20 protein-coding genes are annotated in these 22,507 nt (G+C 63.3%); 7 read left to right on the forward strand and 13 right to left on the reverse strand.

Annotated elements, in window-relative coordinates:
* Positions 1 to 81: 81 nt before the first annotated feature.
* The 11 genes from KYE46_RS14030 to KYE46_RS14080 all read right to left on the reverse strand — a co-directional run bounded on the left by KYE46_RS14030 (position 82) and on the right by KYE46_RS14080 (position 10,999).
* Positions 82 to 666, reverse strand: coding sequence for a poly-gamma-glutamate hydrolase family protein (locus KYE46_RS14030; RefSeq protein WP_219001332.1), 585 nt, complete (start codon positions 664 to 666; stop codon positions 82 to 84).
* 11 nt (positions 667 to 677) lie between these two features.
* Complete coding sequence (locus KYE46_RS14035; RefSeq protein WP_219001334.1) at positions 678 to 1,628, reverse strand: class II glutamine amidotransferase; 951 nt, start codon at positions 1,626 to 1,628, stop codon at positions 678 to 680.
* Between the two features lie 62 nt (positions 1,629 to 1,690).
* Positions 1,691 to 3,295, reverse strand: coding sequence for a GAF domain-containing sensor histidine kinase (locus KYE46_RS14040; protein WP_219001336.1), 1,605 nt, complete (start codon positions 3,293 to 3,295; stop codon positions 1,691 to 1,693).
* 314 nt (positions 3,296 to 3,609) lie between these two features.
* Complete coding sequence (locus KYE46_RS14045) at positions 3,610 to 4,098, reverse strand: YciE/YciF ferroxidase family protein (RefSeq protein WP_219001337.1); 489 nt, start codon at positions 4,096 to 4,098, stop codon at positions 3,610 to 3,612.
* Positions 4,099 to 4,108: 10 nt separating this feature from the next.
* Positions 4,109 to 5,191 carry a glycosyltransferase family 2 protein gene (locus KYE46_RS14050; RefSeq protein WP_219001339.1) on the reverse strand — a complete coding sequence of 361 codons (1,083 nt, stop codon included), beginning with the start codon at positions 5,189 to 5,191 and terminating at the stop codon, positions 4,109 to 4,111.
* A complete protein-coding gene (locus KYE46_RS14055; protein WP_219001341.1) occupies positions 5,188 to 5,751 on the reverse strand; it encodes a class I SAM-dependent methyltransferase in 564 nt (187 codons plus the stop codon). The genes KYE46_RS14050 and KYE46_RS14055 overlap by 4 nt, the downstream gene beginning before the upstream one ends.
* Positions 5,751 to 6,455 carry a PIG-L deacetylase family protein gene (locus tag KYE46_RS14060; protein WP_219001343.1) on the reverse strand — a complete coding sequence of 235 codons (705 nt, stop codon included), beginning with the start codon at positions 6,453 to 6,455 and terminating at the stop codon, positions 5,751 to 5,753. The genes KYE46_RS14055 and KYE46_RS14060 overlap by 1 nt, the downstream gene beginning before the upstream one ends.
* Positions 6,452 to 7,549, reverse strand: coding sequence for an acyl-CoA dehydrogenase family protein (locus KYE46_RS14065; protein ID WP_219001345.1), 1,098 nt, complete (start codon positions 7,547 to 7,549; stop codon positions 6,452 to 6,454). Before KYE46_RS14065 ends, KYE46_RS14060 begins: the two co-directional genes overlap by 4 nt.
* Before the next feature lie 14 nt (positions 7,550 to 7,563).
* On the reverse strand, positions 7,564 to 8,598 hold the full coding sequence (locus KYE46_RS14070) for a glycosyltransferase family 4 protein (protein WP_219001347.1): 1,035 nt from the start codon (positions 8,596 to 8,598) through the stop codon (positions 7,564 to 7,566).
* Positions 8,595 to 9,563, reverse strand: coding sequence for a glycosyltransferase family 2 protein (locus KYE46_RS14075; RefSeq protein WP_219001349.1), 969 nt, complete (start codon positions 9,561 to 9,563; stop codon positions 8,595 to 8,597). Before KYE46_RS14075 ends, KYE46_RS14070 begins: the two co-directional genes overlap by 4 nt.
* Complete coding sequence (locus KYE46_RS14080; protein WP_219001351.1) at positions 9,560 to 10,999, reverse strand: glycosyltransferase family 2 protein; 1,440 nt, start codon at positions 10,997 to 10,999, stop codon at positions 9,560 to 9,562. Before KYE46_RS14080 ends, KYE46_RS14075 begins: the two co-directional genes overlap by 4 nt.
* Before the next feature lie 307 nt (positions 11,000 to 11,306).
* On the opposite strand from KYE46_RS14080, the gene KYE46_RS14085 reads away from it, so the two are divergent.
* Positions 11,307 to 11,630 (forward strand): hypothetical protein, encoded by a 324-nt coding sequence (locus KYE46_RS14085; RefSeq protein WP_219001353.1) that lies wholly within the window; start codon positions 11,307 to 11,309, stop codon positions 11,628 to 11,630.
* Positions 11,631 to 11,849: 219 nt separating this feature from the next.
* A complete protein-coding gene (locus KYE46_RS14090) occupies positions 11,850 to 13,067 on the forward strand; it encodes a hydantoinase/carbamoylase family amidase (protein ID WP_428845063.1) in 1,218 nt (405 codons plus the stop codon).
* Between the two features lie 63 nt (positions 13,068 to 13,130).
* Here KYE46_RS14090 and proB read toward each other — a convergent pair whose 3' ends face one another.
* Positions 13,131 to 14,291, reverse strand: coding sequence for a glutamate 5-kinase (proB, locus tag KYE46_RS14095; RefSeq protein ID WP_219001355.1), 1,161 nt, complete (start codon positions 14,289 to 14,291; stop codon positions 13,131 to 13,133).
* A 264-nt stretch (positions 14,292 to 14,555) separates the two neighbouring features.
* Here proB and KYE46_RS14100 point away from each other — a divergent pair, with 264 nt between their 5' ends.
* From KYE46_RS14100 to KYE46_RS14110, 3 genes are all read left to right on the forward strand, one after another.
* Positions 14,556 to 15,335: a pyrroline-5-carboxylate reductase family protein gene (locus KYE46_RS14100; protein ID WP_219001357.1), complete on the forward strand. Its 780-nt coding sequence runs from the start codon at positions 14,556 to 14,558 to the stop codon at positions 15,333 to 15,335.
* A 34-nt stretch (positions 15,336 to 15,369) separates the two neighbouring features.
* On the forward strand, positions 15,370 to 16,644 hold the full coding sequence (locus KYE46_RS14105; protein WP_219001359.1) for a glutamate-5-semialdehyde dehydrogenase: 1,275 nt from the start codon (positions 15,370 to 15,372) through the stop codon (positions 16,642 to 16,644).
* A 497-nt stretch (positions 16,645 to 17,141) separates the two neighbouring features.
* Positions 17,142 to 17,489, forward strand: a complete 348-nt coding sequence (locus KYE46_RS14110) for a hypothetical protein (RefSeq protein ID WP_219001361.1) — start codon at positions 17,142 to 17,144, stop codon at positions 17,487 to 17,489.
* An 84-nt stretch (positions 17,490 to 17,573) separates the two neighbouring features.
* Here the strand turns inward: KYE46_RS14110 and KYE46_RS14115 are convergent, their stop codons facing one another.
* Positions 17,574 to 19,082, reverse strand: coding sequence for a tetratricopeptide repeat protein (locus KYE46_RS14115; protein WP_219001363.1), 1,509 nt, complete (start codon positions 19,080 to 19,082; stop codon positions 17,574 to 17,576).
* Between the two features lie 273 nt (positions 19,083 to 19,355).
* Here KYE46_RS14115 and KYE46_RS14120 point away from each other — a divergent pair, with 273 nt between their 5' ends.
* Positions 19,356 to 20,447, forward strand: coding sequence for a phosphatase PAP2 family protein (locus KYE46_RS14120; protein ID WP_219001365.1), 1,092 nt, complete (start codon positions 19,356 to 19,358; stop codon positions 20,445 to 20,447).
* A gap of 5 nt (positions 20,448 to 20,452) precedes the next feature.
* On the forward strand, positions 20,453 to 22,471 hold the full coding sequence (locus tag KYE46_RS14125; RefSeq protein ID WP_219001367.1) for a S8/S53 family peptidase: 2,019 nt from the start codon (positions 20,453 to 20,455) through the stop codon (positions 22,469 to 22,471).
* Positions 22,472 to 22,507 lie beyond the last annotated feature (36 nt).

Raw genomic sequence — 22,507 nt, forward strand, 5'->3', positions numbered from 1 at the left:
GACAACGGAAGCGCAGGCGGTTCGGTTCAACCCTCACCGCAATTGGTTAGGAAATCAGCGGCTCAGTCAGCCTCTTGCCGGTCACTTGATATCTGCCGCCTCGATTGCGGTCCTGATGGCGGTGCAGAACCTCTCCAACGCGGCGCGGTCGGAGGCGAGGCTCCGGCGCAGGGTCATGGGGAGTTCCAGTTGCACGCCCTCGCCGGAACGGGTGCGGTTGCAGATGTTGGTCTCGTGTATGCCGGGCAGCGTCTCGTTCGGCGCCGCGTCGAAGCCCGCGTCCTGCAGCGCCGTGCCGATGGCGTCACGCAAATCGGTGGCCCGGCCGCCGAGCCAGACGGTATCGGTGCCATCATCCTTGCGGCCGTGGATCGCGACGGCGGTGTAGGCGCCGCCGACGATCTCCAGCGCGCCCGGTTCGTCGAAACGGTGGGACGTGATGTGGAAATCGCCATGGGCGCCGGGGTTCAGCGCCTCGAACGCGTAGAAGGAGTAATCCTCGCCCGCGATGGCCTCGGCGATTTCCGCGGTTTCGGGCTCGATCGTGCCGCCATGGGGGGCGAGGATCACGACCGGGGTGCCGCGATCCTCGGCTTTGATGCGGTAGTCCACATCCGGCACGGAGGCGGCGGCGAGGTCTGCAAAAGTCGCGTAGCGATCAACCATGTTTCCCTCCCTCACACGTTCAGCTTGGTGACTTTCTTCGAGACGTAGTCACCCGAGCGCTCGATCGCGACCATCTCGCCGAATTCGATGTTCAGCCAGTCCTCGCCCTCTTCGGTCAGCGGCTCGGAGGCGAAGATTGCCGAGGTGCAATCGCCCTCGGGACAGGCATCGACCTTGTAGGTCTTCTTGTGGTCCTGAAAGTTCTTGCCCATCAGCAGATACATCGGCTCCAGCAGCATGGAGAGCGCGAGGTCGTCCTTGCCGGGCGCGGAGGGACGCAGCGCCTTCCAATCACCCTCCACGTCGGTTTCTCCGTCATGCCCGCAGCCGTAATTGACGCCGATGATCCGGTTCGGCGCGACCAGCGCGATCTTCAGCTTGGTCAAAGCCGCGAGGTCGAGCTTCTTCATCGCCGCGCGGATCACCTCGAGCAGTTTTTCGAACCCCTTCTGCACGTCCGCATCAGAGTCTCCCTCAAGCAGGGACAGGAGCAGAACATAGAGGAATTCCGTGTCCGTGGTGCCGCGCATCTGCTTCAGGAAACAGTCCTCGCAATGCTGCAGCAACTCGCGCTGCAGGCGCCGCCAATGCGGCAGGGCACCGTTCTGCGCGATGATCCAGGGCGTGCCCTCGAAGGAGAACGGATGGCAGTTCTCATCGGCCTGCACCACGCTCGCGTCATAGCCCGACGCCCGCACATGGGCGAGCAGGGTGCTGCCCTGAAGGCTCGGGATGATGCCGCCTGCGTTGTCGTCGTAGAACGCGGCCTTGGGGCGGTGATACAGCAGAGGTTTCTCTGGCTTGAGAAGATGATCGCTCCACACGCCAAAGCCCCATCCCGCCAGTTGGAGGTGGGGATGAAGCTCGGGGTCGAGGCTCTGGTTGATCAAGCTGTTTTCCGGCTCGAGGAGCAGGCTTTCAAGGGGTATTTCGGGCCCGATATAGGCAAAGACACGGCACATATGATTCCTTACTTTATTAAAGAACGAAGTAAGGGCGGTATCGTTTCATCCCGGTCGAGGATTTAGCCTGCCTCACCGTCACGCGGCGGGAAGGTGACGGTGAAAGTCGTCCCTTGGCCCGGCGCCGTTTGAAGCCCGATTTCGCCGCCGAACTGGTCGACGATGTTCTTCACGATGGACATGCCAAGCCCGGTGCCGGATTGACCCTTCGCATAGCTTCCGGGCGCGCGGGTGAACCTGTCGAACAGGTTTTTTTGCAGCGTCTCGGGGATGCCCTCGCCCTGATCCCGCACCCAGAAGCCCCGGCCATCCTCGGATGCGCCTGCCTCCACCGTCGCGCCGGGTTGTGACGCCTTCACGGCGTTGGACAAGAGATTGCTCAGCACCTGCAGCAAGCGGTTCTCATCCCCGTCGAGCGTGATGGCCGTGACATCCACGGGGACGTCGGCGACAATCACGCCGTGCTCGGCAGCATAGGGGCCGATATCGGCCACCGCGCGCGCCACGAGAGCGGACAGGTTGATGTCATGCTTGCCCGACGTGCCGCCCTTGGTTTCAAGCTTCTCGAAATCCAGAATGTCGCCCACAAGCTGCGTGAGCCGCTCGGCGTTGCGCAGGGCTGCGTCCAACATGCCCTGCATCTTTTTCGAGAGGTTTCCGCGCTCGATGCCGAGCAGCTTGAGCGCCCCCGTGACCGAGCTGATCGGCGTGCGCAGCTCGTGGGAAACGGTGGAGATCAGCTCATCGCGCGCCTGTTCCAGTGCCTTGCGTTCGCTGACATCGCGCACCACGCCCACGACGCCCGTCTGCGTGTCGGCCTCGTTGCGCAGGGGCGCCATGAAGATCTCCCCCTCGAAGGTCGAGCCATTCTGTTTACGCAGGCTCATCTCGAAACGGTCGATCGTGGTCTCCATCGCCTTGCGCAGAAGCCGTTCGCCGTGTTTCTCGTAGTCGCTCTTGCTAGGGTAAAAGAGCGCTGTGTTCTGTCCGACCAATTCTTCGCGGCTGAACCCGAAGAGCCGCTCGGTCGCGGCGTTGACCATCTGGATCTCGCGGTTGCGGTTGGAGGCAATGATCGCGTCAGGCACGGCTTCGATGATCGAATTCAACAGCATCGTCTTTTCGGCCAGCGCCTTGGAGGTCTCGACCTTCAGCCACTCCTGACCAAGCCAGCGCCCAAGCAGTTCCACCACTTCGATTTCCAACTCGGTAAAGGGCGCGCGGGCATCGGGGCCGGAGAAGTTGAGCGTGCCCACCCGTTTGGCCCCCACCCGCAAGGGCACGCCGATATAGCTCTCGAGACCGAAATCCACGTAGCAGGGATGGTTGGCGATCTCGGACTCGCCCGCATGATGGAAGTGCCGCACGTCATCGGCGGACAGGGTATGGGTGCAATAGGTCTTCGAGACTTCGAACTTCGTGCCACTCTCAGGCGCCCATTCGGGGCCGACGATGTATTCGACTTCGTAATCAGAGCCGTCGACGCGGCTGACGATGCCAAGCGGCAGGCCCAGAACATCGCATCCGAGTTGCAGCAGTCGCGAGACCTTGTCGTCCATCGCGATGCTCGGATCGAGGGACAGGAAGAACAACTGTCGCAGCGCGTTTTCCTGACCGTCTAGAAAGGCCTCTCCACGCGGGTGCGCGCGCTCCATATCCAAGCTCATGACGACTGCGACCCCTGTAGGATTGTCTTCCGTTAACTATTTCTCGCACTCGCGTGAGAAGATTTCCACGTCCACAAGTGCTTTACCCTGCGTACACACAAAGTTTTCGCGCAGCCGTGACTTTTCGGTCCGCTCTCTTGGCAGATCGGGCGAGGTGGACTTTTGCCGAGGCGCGCAGACTGCGCGACGGCTCCAGCGCGGTGTCACCAGTCGATTTTCGTGAGACTTGTCAAACATTTGCAGCGCCGAAAAATCCTCCGGCGCAAGGTGCGATGGGCGCGATTGTCCGCGCCCATCGCCGCATCACCGCCAAATTACGCCATCGCTTCAAGGTTGCGCGAGCGCTCGGCGAGATCGGTCATGAACTCGTCAGAGCCGTAGATCTTGTCGAGCGCCTTATCCAGCTTGCTCACGGCATCGTCTTTGCCCAGTGCTTCAGCGAAGGCTTTCGTGGTGCCGAAACCGGCAATGCCGTAGTGGCACAGGCGCTGGTACTGGGCGATGATCGCCACATCGAGCGCGGCGCCGCTCATGTCGGCCTCAAGCGCGTGCTTGCGCGCTTCCTTCACCAGACCTTCCATGCCCTTGCAGTGCTCTTTCTTCACTTCAGCGTCGGAGTCTTGCAGCAGCGATTTCAGCATCTGGCTGTGCTGGTCGATACCGTCCTTCGCGGTCTTCAGGCGGTCGGACAATTTGCTGTCGGAAGCCTTGTCGGCCATGTCCGATACAACTTCGGACATCTGCTCGTTCGCGGACCAGAGGTCTTGAATCTCTTCGATATAAAGGTCGTTTAGCGTTGTCATCTTAGGCTCCTTAAGAGTTGGTTACTGTACTGCAGGCGCGACGTGCGGCGTGCGTGCACGGGCCTGACGTTCCGGGTCGGCGCGGTTCGGCCAACCCGTCGTCCGGCCATTCGGGTGCCACGGACGTCCGTGGCGCCACGATGACCGGCGCTTTCGAGATGGGGTCCTCCCCTCCCGAATTGGTGAATTCTTTCAATGCAGCGATGTGCCCTGGCACATCGCGCACGTTGAGACGCAACCGAGGCGGCACTTGCGGCGGCCAAGGGCCGAGCGTCATCGCGCGGGCATGGCTCATCAGCCAATCGGCTGGCGGCAGGCAATCGTCGATCAAGTAATCCGCGCCCGCGATCCGGGCCTTGAGCGCGTCGGACATGCCGCCCGCGGCGCGCCCGTTCAGACGGCAGGACGCCCGCACGACCACGTCATCTGCGTGGTGCACCCTGTGGCCTGCCGCGCGGACGGCGCGGACCAGGGCCCGGTCTTCACCGCAGATGGTGGGCGCGAACCCTCCGATGTCGAGGTAGGCCTCGCGCCGGATCGCGAGGCTCGCGCCGGCGGCTTCGCCGTGGGTGTCGCAGATGTCGGCACTGCCCGGCGCGTGGCGGGCGTAGAAGTCCTGCACCAGCGCTCTGTAGGTGCCCTCCAGCGTCGCGGCCTCGCGGTCCATTGACTGGAGAATATCCGCCTCGGCCTCGATCAGTTCGACCTTGCCGCAGACCACGTCGACCCTCTGCAGATGCGCGAGGTTTCGGTCCACCCAATCCGATGCCACGATACAATCTGCGTCGGTTGTCATCAGGTACCGCAGGTGAGGTATATGGCGCAGAGCGTGCTCGGCGCCCCTCCGCCGCGCGGTGCCGACGCCCTCTCCATCTGACAGCGTGCAATCAAGCACGGTGAGGTCCATCCCACCCTTCCCGGCGGCCTCTCGCGCTCTCTCGGCCGTGCGGTCGGTGGTGTTGTTGACGACCAGCACCACGCTGACACGCGCAGGGCTTTGTCCGGCGAGCGCGGCGAGGCAATCGGCGATCCGATCCTCCTCGTCACGGGCGGGGATGATGACGGCCGTATCTTGTCGCTGTTGGTAGGTCATGCGCGCCTCCTCGGAAGTGCGCGGTCGATGCAATAGCGATCGGTTGCTTCGACCCGCTCAAAGACATGGGACGGTAGCGCTTCCTTGAACAGTTCAAGCGCTTGGGCGCCCTGCAGCGGGTTCTCCGTCTCGCCAAGCCAGCTCACGCAGAGCACCTCGGCGCGAGGCCACGAGGCGGCGACCTCTTTGGCCAGCCGCGTCAGGCTATCGGGGTCGAGAAAGTAGAGGATCTCGGACAGGATCAGCAGATCGTAGTCGCCCTCCGGCAAGGGGCACGGGTAATAGCCCTGCACGAAACGCGCCGTGGGCACGGTCTCCCGCGCGGCCTCCAGCGCAGTTTCGACGGCGTCCATGCCGGTGTAGCTGTCGCACATGCCGACCAGATGGCGAGCCAACTGACCATTGCCGCAGCCAAGCTCGAAAGCGCTCGCGTAGCGGCGCCGAGAAAGGGCGTCCCGCGTCGCTGCGAACTTCCCCTGCTCGTAAGTGCTATGGGCGAAACCCCAGGGATCCGAGGTTTCCGCGTAGAGCGCGTTCAGATGGTCACGTGCGACCCCCATCAGGGCATCCTCCAAAATAGCTCGTCCTCTTCCACGAACCTCTCCGCAAATCCCTCGGGCAGCGTGAAGCCGGTAGGGTCGTCTTTCACGACCTCTCCGAACTGGCTCCGGTGCGCGTGAACAGCCGCGCGCTTACGGGCGCGGGCATCGCCAGTCGGGACAGTCGTCGGGTCGTGCCGGTCGATGGTCTGGCGGAAGTCGGGATCGTCCCAACGCGACCAGACCGGGTAGCTGAAGAACGTCCAATCCGGGCGACGGTTCCGCAATTCGCGCGCGAAATTCGCTGTCGCCTGATGGTCCTCGTGATGATCTTCCACCGCAGGAGCGAAGACATTCTGCGCGCCGGTCCACGCGATGATCTGTTCCAGCTCGGCGGCCACCGCGTCGACGTCGGCCTGATAAAGCAGACTGTCGCCCATCCCCATCCACGTGAGGTCCTCCGCGCGCCCGCCCAATTGCGCGATGGCATCGAGCATCTCAACCCGGCGCTGTTCGGCAAGCCGCTCCGCTGGCCATTCGGTCGAGCCCGGATGGCTCGCACTGCCGTCCGTCAGGCAGATGACATGGGCGCCGGCCCCCGCAAAGGCGCGCGCAAGCAAGGCGCCACACCCGAGCGCCTCATCGTCGGGATGCGGCGCCAGCACGGCGAGCTTTTCCGCACCGGTGAAAACCTTGGGCAGGGTGACGGGTGACGCGATGTTCAAGAGAACGCCCCCCAGATCTTCCCCTCTTGGCCAAGAGCGTTCTGCGCCGCACGTTGCAGGAAGGCGTCCCGCGCCGCTTGCCGCATGTACATGGAAAGGTCGCGCGCCATCCGGCCGGTCTCGGTGTCGGATTTGAAGTGACGCAACCCGATGCTTTGCTCCACCGCGCGAATGGCGTCCAACCCGGCTTCCTCGGTGAAAAGCCGCGCCGCGATGGAGGTTGCGACGATATCTTCTGGCTCGCGCTGCCCGTCCGCGGCGCTTTCCGCCGCGCGTTCGGTCAGTGCCATCCCGGCCCAGACCTGCGTCAGCGCACCCATCAGGCGCGCAGCTTGAGCCTCGGCCTCCATCCGTCCCGCCGCGCGCAATTCCGATGCGGCCACGTCCAACAGCCCTGCCGCGCCGCCCGCCTGCAACGCCGCGATGCGCCAGACGCCGCCGACGAAATGCGGCTCTTGCAGATAATCTCCGGGGGCGCCGATCCACTCAATCTTGGCCTTGGGCATGCCGGTGAAGTCGAACTCTCCCGATGCCGTGGCCTTCATGCCAAGCGTATCCCAGGACGAGAGGTCAGCGCGGGTCTCATCGCTGACATCCACCAACGCCAGACGCACCTCGGGCCCGGAATTCACGGTCACCACGGCGTGGGTCACGGTGCCCAGGCCCGAGGCGAAGGCCTTGCTTCCGCTGAGGCTGCCGGCCTCGTCCGCCGTCACAGGCATCTGCCCGTCGGCACCCCAGACGCCAAGTACGGCGCCGTCGGCGATCCGCCGTGCCATGGAGGACTTCAGCTCATCGCTGCCGTAAAGCGTGATCAACCGCAGGGCGTTGACGTGGCCCTCGTAGAGCCGACCGACGCAAAGGTTCGCCCCGCCGACATGCATCAAAGTACGCGCCGTTCGCGCGGGGGAAACTGCGCCATCGTCGGCCATCAGGCCGCCATCCCGCAGCAGGTCGATGGAGCGCGAGATGGGGCTTGTCCCCGCCTCTTCCGGCGCTGCGTTCGCCCGGAGATCGCGGAACAGCTCTTCGGGCACGCCCTGATCCGCGCTTGTCAGGGGGAAGGCCGCAAAGATGGGTTTGAGTGCTGTCATCGTCAGACCTCGTTTCACTGTTTCGGCGCGACGGCGGCGCGGTGGAGAAGTTGAGACCATTCCTGCGCCACGGCTTGCAATCGGAAGGTCGGATTGCCTCGCACGTGCGGCGGCGTATGGCGCCACTCGCGGATGCGCTGGAGGATCTGCGCCGGGTCACCGCCGTCGATGCGTTGGTCTGCGTCCGCCACGATCTCGTCGTTCGCGCCAAGCCCGCGGTGAACCAGAACCGGCGTCCCAAGGGCATTCGCCTCGGCAAGCACCAGACCGAACGTCTCGGCGAATTGGGTCTGGGGGTAGAACAGGCAGAACGCCCGGCGCATGTGTCCCATCAGGGCATCGTGAGAAAGCGAGCCGAGGAAGGTGACACCCTCGGGCACCGGCCCCGTTTCCCATTGCAGGTAGCCGGGGTCGGCAACATCCAGCGTCAGGTCAGGCAATTCCGCGCGCAGGGCGGAGAACTGTTTAAATACCTGACCCAGACCCTTGTGGGGCGAGCTGGCAAACAGAAGCTTGTTGGGATCGCGCGGGGTCTGATCGGGCGCAAGTCCCTCGTCGATGGGGTTGTAGATGAACCGCACCCGGGGCGTTTCAACCTTGGCCAGAAACGCGCGCAAGCTCTGCGCATGGGTTTGCGAGACGCAGATGACCTCAACGCCTGCGGCTTTCAGCGCCGTGCCCATCTTACGGTTGTGACGGCCGGGGAAGACGTGAAGCCAGAGATAGATCGGCGTCTCCGGAAATTGCTTGCGCAGTTTCAGCGCCACCTTCCAGCGGTTGATGACGACGATCGTGTCGGGCGTTTGCTTCAGCTTGAGCCCCTCAAGGCCGAGTAGCCTCCCCGCCCGCGAGGTGCACGGCCTCTCGCGCCCGTTTTGATAGATCGTAACGTCGAACTCCGGCGCCAGCGCCGAGGCCACGCGAAGGATCGTCGCCTCGGTTCCGCCAAGCCCGCTGGTCGCCAGGTCAGGAAGGTCATAGCCGGCCGCCGAACAGGGATCGACGATGGCAAGACCGGGCCGGTTGAAGTTGCGGTCGATCGCAGTCATTGCGCCGCCACCTGGGCCGCGCTGTGCTCTGCCAGGATGCGGTCAACCTGGGCCGAAGTCTCGTCCGACATTGGCATGTCCCGGCGGGTAAGAAGCTCGGGCTGGCTGGCGAAGCTGACGCCGAGATCGGGGATATGGAGGGGTGCGGGGCTGACCACTCCCGTACGGCGCCAGTCTTCGACCTTCTTCCAGACCATCTGCCGGTCCGATTTGCGCCGCGCGCTGTCGTAATCCGAGACGGCAGACTGCGTCAGGCTGTCAGGCGTTTCGATCTTGGTCAGCAGAAGCTCCGGCACGATCCAGATGATTTCCCCGTTCAGGATCAGGCGGTTGCGGAACTCACGATCCTCTTCGATGCAATCCTCGAACCCGCCGAGGCGCTTGAACACATCGGTGCGGAACAGGCCCGAGTTGATATGGGTCCATTCCCCCGGCACCTGCGCGCCCATCTGGAGGTTCGGAAACACGTCATCGAGAAGCGAGATATCGCGCCTGATCTCGACGCGCCGTCCGTCCGGCAGGATCAACTCGTGATGGGTCAGAGCCGCGCTCACGTCCAGCCGCGAACCCGCGACCTTGTTCGCGAGCTTCCAGTTCAGGCATTCATCCGCGCCGATGTCCTGCGCCGTCAGGACCCGCACCTGGTGCAGGATCTTGTCGCGGTGAGGAATGTCATCGGAATCGTGAAACGTGACCGCCGCGCCATCGGTCAGCAAAAGGCCCGCGTTCTTCGCCTGCGCGGTCCCGAGGTTGTTGGCGAGCTTGATGTAGTTGAACCGCGGATCATTGAAGAACGGGCGAACCGCCTCCTGCGTCGCGTCGGTGCTGGCGTCGTCGACCACGGTCAGGCGGATGTTCCACCAGCTCTGGTCCAGCGCCGCACGAATGGCTCCGGCAATCAGATGGGCGCGGTTGTAGGTCGGGATGATGATATCGACGCGGGGCGCGAGGGGATCGGACGTCATGGTGAGACCTCTGTCTTCTGGAGGGCAATGGTTTCGCGGTAATTGCGCAGGCTCTGATCGGTCAGGGAGGCCGCGAGGAGCGGCAGCATCAGCACCAGCAGCGCGGCAAGGATCACCGGGTTCGCGGGTTGCACGGTGACAAGCATCACCACGGCGGACAGGAAGATCAGCAGGTGGCCGAGCGAAAGCGGGCAGCACCCCTTCCCTTCGGCACCGGACTTGTCTGTCACGACGAAGTTGAGACCGCTGCCGATCAGCCCGTCAAAGGTGGCTTTCGCCGATTGCGGCGCCAGCGCGATGCGGCAGGCGAGGGCCTGCAAGACAACCGGCAAGGCCAGCCGATCCCGCCAACCCCGCGCCACGACGCGGACGGTGATGTCGCACAGGCTCAGCACGATGGCCGCCGCGGCAATCGTGACCGCCGCCGTGTCCTGCCGCCCGGTCAGCATCCAGACGGTCAGCAGCACAAAAGGGATCAGCGCGAGATTGAACCACGCGGTCAGTTGCGAGAGGATGACGAGACGCTTGTGCAGGGTGAATGCGCCCGAGGCGGTGAGGATCGACGCCCCGTGGCGAAGCAACGTCTGGAAGTTGCCGCTACACCAGCGATAGCGCTGCTTCTCCAGATCGTTCAGGGACAGGGGCAACAGCCCGCGGCCGACGACCTGGTTGATGAACCGGCCCGAGAAGCCGGCATTGCACAGGCGCACGCCCAACTCGGCATCCTCGGTCGTGGTCGACCCGGACCATCCGCCCGCGGCGACCAACGCCGGCTTCGAGATGACGCAGAGCGTGCCGGTCAGCAGCACGGCCTCGGCTTCATCGGCAACGGCGGCGTTGGTGCGGAAATATTCGTCAAGCTCCGCATCGACGCCCGGCGCGGCGGTCGTTGTCGCAATGTAGGATTGCGGGAACTGCACGAAGTCTGCCCCGGTGCGTTGCAAGGCCCGGCTCGCGCGGGTCAGAAAATCCGGGTTGACGACGTAGTCGGCATCAACCGTGACGATATGCGTGGCCTCCGGGTCCGTATGCTCCAGCGCAATGTTCAACGCCCCGGCCTTGGCGCCCTCGACCCCGGTCTGATGCAGGAACGTGATCCGGTAGGGCCATGCGTCGCAAAATTCCTTCACCGGCATCCACAGCGACGGGTCCTCGGTATTGTTGTCCATCACGATGATCTCGTAATCGCGCTCCGGCCAATCCTGATCCAGCAGAGCTTGAAGCGTGCGGATCACGAGGTGCGGCGGCTCGGCATGGGTCGCGACGTGGACCGAGAAATGCGGCTTCTCGATCCGGCGCAAATTCGTCGTCATCCGCGCCGGCATGAACGCGATGATCGGGCGCAGAACCAGAAGAGCGATTTGGATCAGTAGAATTGCGGAACAGACGATCAGCCCCACTGTCGGAAATACAGCGGCGAGCAAGAGGGCGGACATGATTATAAAGAGCCGTATCTTCACGGACGCCTCCAAGCGAGAATTTGAAATAGGTCTTAGAATGTGGCTGGTGGAAACACCGAGCTGACATCAGAGCAACGACCCAAGAACCCATTCAGTTCCCGCGATTGTGAAAACTGAATGGGCGCAGAGGCTAACGCCTTGCGAGTCCGGAAAAACTTTCAGAATGCGCCGGAAATAGGCGAAAATTGGCCGATCAACATTTATTGTGCCGTCCACTTGCTGGCCGCGGAAATCGACCTAACCTCTTGCGCTGGAAGAGCTCCACTCCGTTAGAGAGGCCCCGATGACCGACGACACACCGACTTCATCCAAACTGCGCCGAGATATCGATGCAGGCAAGGCGGGCGACAAGGTTGGCTTCCCGGATCCCGCCGCTGCCCCACTGGGCACGGATGCCGAAGCAGGCGGCACGCCCCCGACCGATGAGGAGCTGCGCGTTGCCGACGAGCACGAGATAGACAATCGACCTGACGGCCAGCAGATCGATACCGAACCGCGCCCTGTGAGCATGGAACGACCCGAGCCAGCCCGATCTCGTGGAGGTATCTTCTTTGCGGTGGTTCTCGGTATCCTGATAATAGGTTTCGCGATATACGCCTTCGCATAGGAAATTTGCGGAATATATTATTGATCACGTATATTACGCTCTTCATATATGCCGCCTATTGGAATTAGGCTTTTCCCGCTACGGCCACCGCTGGTAATTCGGCAGCGAAAATGATTTGCGCCAGATCAAGCGCATTCGCGTATCCTCTTTATGGTGATATGAATTCCACATCGGTGACATGGGGTTGGCCGTCCGCGGCTCTGCCTTTAACGTCGCCCCATGACCCATATCCCCTTGAACCCCGCCCGCTTTCTCTCGGATCTGCACAGCCTCCGCCAGTTCGGCAAGGACGGACATGGTGTCAGGCGCCGTGCCTTCACACCCGAAGATCTCGCGGCCCGTGACTGGCTGGCCGAGCGGATAACGGCGGCGGGGCTTGAGCCTCATTTCGATCCCGCCGGGAACCTGTTTGGCTTGGCACCCGGCACGTCGCTGCTGCTCGGGTCGCACTCCGATACGCAGCCCGAGGGCGGCTGGCTCGACGGAGCCTTAGGCGTGATCGCCGCGCTCGAGGTGGCGCGGGCGTCCGTGGAAGGCGGCGGGCCGCCAATCTCCATCGTCAGCTTCCAGGACGAGGAAGGCCGCTTCGGCGCGCTGACCGGCAGTTCGATCTGGTCCGGCAAGCTTGATCTGGACCAAGCGGACAGTCTGACCGATGCCGACGGCCTATCCTTCGCCAAGGCGCGCGAAACGCTCGGGGCCCGGGCGGGTGCCTTCGTCGATCCCGCGCGGTTCAGCGGGTTTCTGGAGTTGCATATCGAACAGGGTCCGACGCTGGACCAGTCCGGAGAGGCAATCGGCGTCGTCACCGGGATCGTCGGCTCGCGGCAGCTTCAGGTCACGGTCGAAGGGCAGCAGAACCACGCCGGCACGACCCCGATGGCCCTGCGCCGCGACGCGTTTACCATGGTCACCCGTTTCGCCACCGCGCTCGAGCAGGCTTTCGCCAATGTGGTCACGCCGCAAACCGTCTGGACCATCGGACAGTTGCAACTGCACCCCAACGCGCCCTCCATCGTGCCCGGTCGTGCGGTCTTCACCCTGCAATGGCGCGACGTTGAGAGCGACAGGCTTGAGCGAATGGACCAGTTCATCAACGACGTTCTCAACACGGTTGCGGCGGAGTCCGGGTGCAACGTCACAGTGGAGCGTTTGCGCCAGATGCTCGAGCCTGTGCCGATGGATCACCGGATGCAGGACGCCCTGTCCGAGGCGGCGGAAAAGATCGCGCCGGATCGCTGGCGCTCGATGCCCTCTGGCGCGCTGCACGACGCGTCGAATGTCGCCGGCCTGATGCCCGTCGGCATGCTGTTCGTACCGTCCATCAACGGCGTCTCCCATACCTTCGATGAGGACACCGCCGAAGACGATCTCGTGCTCGGCCTCAGGGTGCTTGCCGATGGAGCGGAGCGCGCCTCCCGCGCCCTGAGCCGTTAAAGGCAAAACCGGAGCCGCGCGGCGGGCGATGCGGTGCCGCGGGCGCTCCGGTCCAGGTGTGCCTCAAGCCGGAATGACGACCTTCTGGTCATGCTCCGGCGCGTCCAGTTGCAGGTGGTTTTCTTCCAGCACGAGGATATTCTCGGCACCCACCACATCGCTTTTCGTCCGGTAGCCGATCACGTCCTCGACCGGCATATCCAGATGACGCGCCATCAGCATCGTCTCTTCGGAAGAGAAATTCGTCAGGCCGCGGGCCACTTCGTCACCATCCTCATTATAGATGTGCAGCACGTCACCCTTGGTGAAGTCGCCTTGGATCGAGATGATATCCATCCGGCTAACGCCTTGCTTGCGCTCCACAATACCGGCGGAGACATCGTTGCGAACCACAAGTGTGCCCGAGACCTGAAGGCGGTTGCTCAGCCAGACCTTCAGCGGTGAGGCCGTCTCGCCCTCCACCAGGCAACGGGTAAAGCGCCGCTCTTTATTCAGCACCGAGGATACGGGGCGTTCGATGATGCCTTCGGCGATGATCGTCTCCACGCCAGCGTTCTGCGCCATGTTCGCGGCGTGCATCTTCGTCAGCATACCGCCGCTGCCAAGCGCACTGATGCCTGTGGTGGATTCGAGATGCTCGCTCACGTCCGCGATCTCGTGGATGAACTTTGCGCCCTCCTCGGACGGGTCGCGGTCGTAGAGCCCTTCGACGCTGGTGAGGATGATCAACTCGTCAGCCTCCACCATCTGCGCAACCTTGGCCGAGAGACGGTCGTTATCCCCCACGCGCAGGTCCCGCGTTGCGACGGAATCGTTCTCGTTGATGATCGGCATGATGTCGTTTTCGAACAACCGCAACATGGTGTTCTTGATGTTCAAAAACCGCCGGCTCTCCTCCATATCCTCGACCGTCACGAGCATCTGCGCGACGTCCAGATCATACTCCGAGGCGACCTGACGATAGGCGTTCATCAGCAAGGGTTGCCCACATGCAGCCGCCGCCTGCTTGTCGAGGATACCGGCCTCCTTGGGCCGTTTTCCGACCATGTTCAAGCCCAGCGCAACCGATCCCGACGAGGTCAGAATGATGTCGTGGCCCTCTCTTTGAAGCTGCGCGAGATCGCTCAGCAGACCGTTCATGAAGGCGTAACGAAGGGTCAGATTTTCGCTGTTCGCCAGCAGGCTGGAGCCGATTTTGACCACGATTTTTTTCTTCTCAGACATAAAATGCCTCCGATAACTATTTGTTTTACTGAGGAAATGACTAGACCGTTTGCGTCTTTGGACGCAGCGCGTTAGCAAGACCCCATTCAAGTGCTCGGGGGTGCTATAACACGCCCCCCCAACGGGAATGCAAACAGGTTGCTGCACTGCAGCGTGCATTCGCGCCACTTGGCGCCGACAGGAAATCACCGGTGGAAGGGGCGCTCGACGAGCAGAGCGCGCAGCTATGCGCGCGCCGTTTCACCGAAGGAAAGGAAGCCAATGATGAAGATACTTTTGATCGGATGCGGCAAGATGGGCGGCGCCATGTTGCGCCAGTGGGTCAAGCATGAAGGCAAAACCTTCACCGTCGCCGATCCGGCCCCCCAGGACCTGCCCGAGGGTGTCGCTCATGTCACAAAAGCGACATCGCTGCCCGAGGCCGAATTCGACGCCATCATCATCGCGATCAAGCCGCAGATGATTGCCGATCTCCTGCCCGATTACCTCCCCGCGATGAAGCCGGGAGGCTGCTACGTCTCCATCGCGGCCGGATGCAGCATCGCGACGCTGCGCGATATCGTCGGCGACGCGGCAATCGTGCGGGTGATGCCGAACCTCGCCGCGATGGTCGGCATGGGCGTCTCGGGTCTCTACGCCAATGAGGCCTGCACCGAGCGGCAGGTCGAGGAGATCACCGAGGCCATCGCGCAAACCGGCCGCTGCGTGCGCCTCTCCGACGAGGATGAGATCGACCGCCTCACCGCGGTGAGCGGAAGTGGCCCGGGCTACGTGTTCGAGATCATGCGCAGCTACGTCGAGGCCGCCAAGCGTCTGGGGTTCGACGACGAAACCGCCGGTGCGCTGGTCTTCGACACGATCACCGGCACTGTCGAAACGGCGCGCCAATCCGATGCCTCGCTCGAGGATCTGCGCAATTCCGTGACCAGCAAGAACGGCACCACGCAAGCGGGGCTCGATGCGCTGCGCCGCGACGGGTTGCTGGACCAGCTTTTGGACGACACGACGCAGGCCGCCTACCGCCGCGCCGTCGAACTGAGATAACCGCCGCGCCCGACCGCGGCAGAAGGAGAATTAAATGAACGAGATGAGCCACCTGACCGCTGATCAGGACATCGCCAAGGCGGTGCAGACCCTCGGCCAGCAGGCAAAGACCGCCGCGCAGGACCTCGCGCTGAGCAGTACCGAGCAGCGCAACCGCGCCCTGACCGAGGCGGCAGCCGCCCTGCGGCAGCAGGCGGACGCGATCCTGCGGGCCAACGCCACCGACCTCGAAAGCGTCACCGGCAAGGACGCGGCCTTCGTCGACCGCCTCACCCTGACGCAGGACCGCGTTGCCGCCATGGCCGACGCTGTCGAGGCCATCGCTGGCCAGACCGACCCGCTCGCACGCACCCTCGCCCGGTTCGAGCGCCCCAACGGCTTGGTCATCGACCGTGTCAGCGTGCCCATCGGGGTCATCGCGATGATCTACGAATCCCGGCCCAACGTGGGCTCTGACGCAGGCGCGCTCTGCATCAAATCGGGCAATGCCGTGATCCTGCGTGGCGGCTCCGAGAGCCTGCATTCCTCCCGCGTCATCGTGGATTGCCTGAAGCAGGGCCTCAGAGCCGCCGGCCTGTCCGAGGACGCCGTGCAACTGGTCGACAGCCGCGACCGCGAGGCGGTGAAACTTCTCCTCCACAGCACGGAGACCGTCGATCTGGTGATCCCGCGTGGCGGCCGAGGGTTGGTGTCGCTCGTGCAGAAAGAAGCCCGCGTGCCGACCTTGCTGCACCTCGACGGCAACAATCACACCTACATCCATGAAAGCGCCGATACCGAGATGGCCGTGGGCATCGTGCAGAACGCCAAGATGCGACGCACCGGCATCTGCGGCGCGACCGAATGCGTCGTGATCGACCGCGCTGTCGCACCCACGGTCCTGCCCCGTCTGGCTGCAGCGCTCGGAGACTGCGAACTCCGCGGCGAGCCCGAAGCGCAGGCCATCCTGCCGTCGATCTCCGCGGCGAGCGAGGATGATTGGGACACGGAATATTTGAGCAACATCATGTCGATCAAGATCGTCGCCGACCTGCGAGAGGCGATCACCTTCGTCCAGACACATTCCTCCGGTCACACCGACGCCATCGTCTCGGACGACGCGGAGGCGGCGAAAAGCTTCATGACAGCGATCGATTCCGCGGTCGTGATGCACAACGCCTCCACCCAATTCTCCGACGGCGGAGAGTTCGGGATGGGTGCTGAAATCGGCATCGCCACCGGCAAGATGCACGCGCGCGGCCCCGTCGGCGCCATGGAACTGACCAGCTTCAAGTACATGGTCTACGGCGACGGACAGCAACGACCCTGACGATTGGTGCGGGCCAACTGAACTTGGCCCGCCCGCCTTCCCGAAAGCCTTCTCTACCGTGTCGAAGCCCACGATCCTCATCGTCTGGCCCCTCTGACGGTGGTGTCTCCCTTCATCTTGGCCCATACAACTCCGGGGGTGATGCGCATCTCGCAAGGATGCGCAGAGGGGGCTGGCCCCCTTCTGCCCTCCACCGATCACCTGCACTGTCAGCCGCGCAATGACCGAAAGCGACCAGAACCGCAGGATCGCGAGGCAGACCCCGGTGCCGCCGTCGCGGCGGATCCCGCCCGCCATCGCGCGATGCAAGGTGCACAGCCGGCGCCGCAACACGCTACGATCCGCGACGTTTCAAAAATTTCCGACAGAAACCCCGCATTATTAGCGCTGAATTCGCGCGTCTTTCACGGGGCGATACAGGTAGCTCTGCGAGGTTGAGTGCACTGGCGATCGGTTGATCCGAAGCCGCCAGACAAAACTCAACTGGAGGAAAGACCATGACTACCATTACCAAATGCCTACAGACGATGGCCCTCGTGGCTGGCACCGCGTCCCTTGCCCAGGCAGACACCGCACTGGATTTTGCAGTGGCGCACTTCAACCAAAGCGCGGACCGGCACTCGGACATCGTGACGCTTCCCGAGCGGACCCGGACCGGCTCGCTTCAGGTGCAGACCTCGGCCATGGACGGCTCGCCCATGGGAGATGTCATCCGCCGGCTCAACGAAACCGCCGACACGCCGGGTGAACGTCGCGGCGTCCACGGGGTCACGACCTTCAACGGTGGCCATTCGGCACGAGCAGCCGAGATCTTCCGGCGACTTGCCGAAGAGGATGACGGCTGAATGAGGCTAGGAAGGGGGGCAGCCGAATGATCCGGGTTGCCCCTCTTTCATTGCAGATGACCCTGACACCGGCGGCCATCGCGGTCACAGCAGCGCGGACAAGGCTTCCCTGCTCAGCGCCGGAGATTTCTTGATCAGAGACGCCGGATAGGACGGATCGTTCAACAGGCGATCGATCGAGAAATCCGGCTCGAGACTGCGCAAGTAAGCGGCGCTCGAGAGCGCTCTGGATGTCTCCCCCCGCTCCGCGTGGAGCGCGGTCAGATACCGGTGCGGCGGGCGGAATGTCGGGCATTGCACCGACGCACGCTCCAACAGGCGCGACGCGTCGTCCAGCTTCCCGAGAACCATCGAGGTTGCAGATTGCTGCAAATCCCAAAAGAACCTGAACTCCGATGACTTCGCAAGAAATCGACCATGCACGGCATCCCGATGCGCCGACTTGGCGTCTCCGGTGTAAAGCCGGGCCGTGCTGCGCGACCAAAGCGCCATGGGGCTGGCGGGGTTCAGTTGCACGCTGCGCAAGGCGTATTCCAAGCTACTGGCATGATCGCGCAGCAGAAAATGCTGCACGTTCGACGATATCGCGTGAACGACAGAGGTTCCGGCGTCCACTTCCAGCGCCTGACGGACCAGTTGCTCCCCCTCCGCCTTGAATTGTTGCGGGTCTCCCGCATGTCGCTCGACGTATTGGATCACCCGTATCTGGGCGCGCCAGGCAAGGTACATCGAGTGCGGGCGGATGGCGTGCGCTTTCCGCAAGAGGTCGTCGGCCACAAGCAGTTGTTCTGGTCGCATGGAGAAGATGTTGCGGATCGCGGATTGGCACAAAGCGTCCGGATCGTCCTGCGACAGCGACCCTCCGGGCCCTGACTTCAGCCGGATCAATGTTTCCAACGCGTTGCAGCCCTCCTCGATGACCTGCTGAACGACAGGATCTTCGACAGGCGGCGCGCCGCTTTGATTGACCATGCGGTAACCAGACCAGATCTGGTTGGCCACCGCGCCCTCGCCGATCGCGATCCGCAGGCCGACGCGGGTATCGGATTCCCGGTAGCCGCTGACGGAAACCACGATGACGGCCTCGCCGGAGGACGGCCCGTCACAGACGATATCGGAGGTTAGCCGCTCGCGCAGGTTTCGCACGATGGCATCGGCGACCAGTTGGCCCAACCATTGCACCGAGCTGTCGTCACTTTTAGCGGCTGAAACAACGACGCGGCGGGCGGGATTCGACGCGCTGTGCGCCTCGCCCCCATCGCCAGCCGCTCGGGCAATCGCCTCGACCGGGCGCCCCGCCGCGCGCCGCTCCACCGTCAGCCAATCCTCGAATTCCGGGTCGCGGACATCCAGCCCCTCGGCCACATCCCCCTGCCCGTCCCACACAAGTTCCACCGCGCCCGGATCGAGCGCGATCCTCTGCCGGTCCGCGGTCAGGCAGTCCCCATGCTCCGCGAAGGCCGCTTTGATCTGCCTGAGAGATTGCCGCAAGCTCGCCGCACCCTGCTCACTTCCCCGGGTGCTCCACAACTTGTCCTGAACCCATCGGCGCGTCCGCTCTCCATGGGGGCTGAGCAGCAGCAACAGCAGCAATCCTTGCGCCTTGGCTGCATTGGGCGTGAGAACGCGCCCGGTTCCGGATTCGATCCGAAACGGTCCGCGGAGGTAGCATCGAAGGAGCGGCTCACGCGCCATATCTTCGGCCCTTTCAAAGTTTACCTTACGTCAAGAGACGGTTTGTGGGAAGCTCTCCCCACATCCGTGAATGGCCCGTGAAAAGTGGCGCAAGCCCGTCGTTCTCCTTGAAACAAGGCACGCCCGTCCGACACCATTCATATCTGCAACAGCGAAACAGGAGGGATGACGATGGCCATGCTAGGAGGAGCGGACGGTGGTGCCGACGGCGGCGCGGACGGCGGTGCGGATGGGGGAGCAGACGGCGGTGCAGACGGCATCGGCGGCGAACTCTTCCTGAGACGGCACGCCGACGGGTCACGGTCACCGCTACTGAGTAGAGCGCTGATCGCATCCCATGATGCCTTGGCAAATCAGTGGGTTGGACAGGCGGAACTGGCGCCTGCCGAATACCCTGGCGACAATACCTATCTGGAGAATTTGCGGCTTCCTAGTCAGGAGCTCTTGCTGAACTGCCAACTCAGCGGAGCGGTCGACGTGACCGGACAGGTCAACCCGGCTGTGCCGGTCTTCGAGGCCACCCTCTCCGTACAGGGCAGCGACGTTTCGACGATCTCGCGCCCCGTGGAGCCCGCCTATTTCGAGACCCAACTGCAATGGTTGCGGGCATATGCCGACCTGAGGTCCGACAGGATGGCCGAGATCTACGCGCAAGTATCTGACGTGATGGCCTTTTTCGGCGCGCTCCAGTACCTTGACGTTGGTCGGCGGAAATACACGCTGATGATGTTACGAGCGGTCCGGGCGCTGGCCATCAAGGTCGAGGCGCAGATGAAGTTCTACTGCCGACAGAAACGCCCCATCGACTACACGACGCGTCTGCAGCCGATGATCCAGACCCCGGACCATTCCGCCTTCCCCTCTGGCCACGCGACCGAGGCTTTCGCGATTGCGACGGTGCTCTACAGGCTCATACATCACGACCCGAACGACCCGGCTTTGGGTGATCCGACGGCCGGCATCAACACCGCCGCGATGCCCTTCTTGCTGGCGCATCGGATCGCAACGAACCGCACCGTCGCAGGCGTCCATTTTCCCGCCGATTCCCACGCAGGCGCCTTTTTGGGCTGCCAGATCGGCGAGATTTTCTTCCGGATCGCACAAGGAGGCGATGTCGGCATCAGGGACTGGACGCCACCGCCGAAAGAGGACGACTTCCTTCTCTCGACCTTCAATCTGGGTGCCGCCGCCAACACTGTCACCGTCGTCGCAGACCCGATCGTGCGCTCCCTCTACCAGCGTGCGCTCGCCGAGAAGGGGTAGATGACATGCCAGACTGGGGACCATTTTCACCCGCGCCTCTGGGCGTCGGCCCATATTCCGACCATTGGGCCGAGCAGGAAGGCACATACGCGCGCAATCAATCGGCGTATCGGTCTGCCGACAGCTTCATCGGCCAGCCCTCACCATACCTGCTGCGCGACGCGACCTTCGCAGGCATGACCGCCCCCGACGTTGATCTGCGCAACCGTTTAGGGCGGAGCCTCTACGAACTGGACGACCACGTCCCGGTGCCGACCCATGCGGTCAACGAAAACTGGGATGCGTCCGAGGATTGGCTGGCCTCAGCGGTCGATCTTGCAAACATCCCGGAACTGGACCGCGACACGGTCATCGTCGGGATTGTCGATACCGGAATACCGCTCTGCCACACCCGGTTTCGCACAGCATCGGGCAACACCCGCATCCTCGCCTCCTGGCAGCAGACGACGACATGGTCCGGGCAAGACGACCTTCCCTTTGGGCGCGAGCTCTACGGCTCTGAAATCGACGCCCTGGTGAATGCCCATACCCGTGCCGGATACCTCGACGAAGAAGCCTTCAATCGCGCCGCGGGTCTGGTCGAGCCCCACCTCCCCTTCGGCGCGCGCGATCTGGATCGACACGCCTCCCACGGCGCGCATGTCATGGACCTAGCCTGCGGCTTCGCCCCAGACACCACCGAGATCGATCCCGAGAAACTGCGCATAATTGCCGTCAATCTCCCTCCACAGTTCCTCCATGGACCTGCGGGCGATTTCCTGCAGTACTACGCGGCCTTCGGTTTCCGACGCATCGTAGGCTTGGCCGATGCCCTCTGGCAGAGAGATCATCCCACCGACCCGAAGGGGGCCTACCCGATCTCCTTCAACTTCTCCTACGGCATGCAGGCCGGACCGAAAGATGGCTCGATGCCCTTGGAACGCCTGATCCGCGATATGGTGGCCGAGCGCGCCGCACCTGTCGTGATCAACGGGGTCCCGAGGCTGAAGCCGCCGTTGCGGATCCACATGCCTGCGGGAAATTCCAACCTCTATCAATGTGCGGCCAAGCTGCAGCTCTCGGGCGCGGGCGCCTCGGAGCTGACCTGGCGCATTCAGCCAGACGATCAGACGTCGAACCAGCTAGAGATCTGGACGCCTCCCTTCGCAAAGAACGATCTGCCTGACGCTGCCGACTTTTCCCTTGCCCTCGCTGTGCCGAATGACGGCCTCGTGCCCGCGCCGCAGCCTCAAGTCGGGGAATGCGCGCCGTTCGGGAACTACGCGAGACTGTGCTGCTTCAAGCACAACGTCGATGACGCAGGGGACATGCAAAGGCTGGTCTTCCTGATCCAGGTCGCACAGACCTTCCGCCCCGATGCGGCCGGGGCGGCACTTGCCCCGGCCGGCCAATGGAAGCTGGCGATAGCCGGGCCGGATCAACTCGACCTTTCAGTTTATATTCAATCGGACCAATCTTTTATCATGCAAAGTCCCATCGGGCGTCGCTCCTATTTCGACGATCCGGGCTACCGAAAATACCGCGAGAATGGAGAGCTTGCCGACAGTGCCGTCTATTGCACCGCCCTGGGCGAGCCCGGCTCGGGCCCCGTGTCCCGAATTGGCACGAACAACGCGCTTGGCGCGTCGCCTTCGATCGCCCTGATCGGCGGGTTCCGCGAAAGCGACGGGCAACCGGCACTCTATTCTTCGACTGGCACAGCAGCGCTTCCCGACAGCGACGTGGACCTCCTCTACCCGTCAGAGGACCGGGCAGCGACCTACGGCTTGCGGGCGTCAGGCTCCCGGATTGGCTCCACCGCCTCCTTCCGCGGCACAAGCATGGCCACAGCCCTCGCAACCCGCGACGTCGCCCTCGAGATGCTGAACACGCAGGATTTCAACCTCCCCAACCTCTTCGCCGCGGACTTCCTGAGAGCCCGCGCCGAGGTATTCGAGACGAACCGGCCGGCAAACTTCTGCCCTGTTGATGGCAGGAAGGGAGGCACAGGAAGAACCCGATCAAGCAGGCGGTTGCGGCGGTGAAGGTGACGTCGATGGTCTCTGGAAGGCCACCGGCCA

Source organism: Gymnodinialimonas ceratoperidinii, assembly GCF_019297855.1.
In the GTDB taxonomy this organism is placed as follows: domain Bacteria; phylum Pseudomonadota; class Alphaproteobacteria; order Rhodobacterales; family Rhodobacteraceae; genus Gymnodinialimonas; species Gymnodinialimonas ceratoperidinii.

Bases quoted from the DNA above. Each gene is read 5' to 3' on its own strand.
- KYE46_RS14030 (WP_219001332.1), bottom strand. From the start codon at position 666: ATGGTTGATCGCTACGCGACTTTTGCAGACCTCGCCGCCGCCTCCGTG.
- KYE46_RS14035 (WP_219001334.1), bottom strand. From the start codon at position 1,628: ATGTGCCGTGTCTTTGCCTATATCGGGCCCGAAATACCCCTTGAAAGC.
- KYE46_RS14040 (WP_219001336.1), bottom strand. From the start codon at position 3,295: ATGAGCTTGGATATGGAGCGCGCGCACCCGCGTGGAGAGGCCTTTCTA.
- KYE46_RS14045 (WP_219001337.1), bottom strand. From the start codon at position 4,098: ATGACAACGCTAAACGACCTTTATATCGAAGAGATTCAAGACCTCTGG.
- KYE46_RS14050 (WP_219001339.1), bottom strand. From the start codon at position 5,191: ATGACCTACCAACAGCGACAAGATACGGCCGTCATCATCCCCGCCCGT.
- KYE46_RS14055 (WP_219001341.1), bottom strand. From the start codon at position 5,751: ATGGGGGTCGCACGTGACCATCTGAACGCGCTCTACGCGGAAACCTCG.
- KYE46_RS14065 (WP_219001345.1), bottom strand. From the start codon at position 7,549: ATGACAGCACTCAAACCCATCTTTGCGGCCTTCCCCCTGACAAGCGCG.
- KYE46_RS14070 (WP_219001347.1), bottom strand. From the start codon at position 8,598: ATGACTGCGATCGACCGCAACTTCAACCGGCCCGGTCTTGCCATCGTC.
- KYE46_RS14075 (WP_219001349.1), bottom strand. From the start codon at position 9,563: ATGACGTCCGATCCCCTCGCGCCCCGCGTCGATATCATCATCCCGACC.
- KYE46_RS14080 (WP_219001351.1), bottom strand. From the start codon at position 10,999: ATGTCCGCCCTCTTGCTCGCCGCTGTATTTCCGACAGTGGGGCTGATC.
- KYE46_RS14085 (WP_219001353.1), top strand. From the start codon at position 11,307: ATGACCGACGACACACCGACTTCATCCAAACTGCGCCGAGATATCGAT.
- KYE46_RS14090 (WP_428845063.1), top strand. From the start codon at position 11,850: ATGACCCATATCCCCTTGAACCCCGCCCGCTTTCTCTCGGATCTGCAC.
- proB (WP_219001355.1), bottom strand. From the start codon at position 14,291: ATGTCTGAGAAGAAAAAAATCGTGGTCAAAATCGGCTCCAGCCTGCTG.
- KYE46_RS14100 (WP_219001357.1), top strand. From the start codon at position 14,556: ATGAAGATACTTTTGATCGGATGCGGCAAGATGGGCGGCGCCATGTTG.
- KYE46_RS14105 (WP_219001359.1), top strand. From the start codon at position 15,370: ATGAACGAGATGAGCCACCTGACCGCTGATCAGGACATCGCCAAGGCG.
- KYE46_RS14110 (WP_219001361.1), top strand. From the start codon at position 17,142: ATGACTACCATTACCAAATGCCTACAGACGATGGCCCTCGTGGCTGGC.
- KYE46_RS14120 (WP_219001365.1), top strand. From the start codon at position 19,356: ATGGCCATGCTAGGAGGAGCGGACGGTGGTGCCGACGGCGGCGCGGAC.
- KYE46_RS14125 (WP_219001367.1), top strand. From the start codon at position 20,453: ATGCCAGACTGGGGACCATTTTCACCCGCGCCTCTGGGCGTCGGCCCA.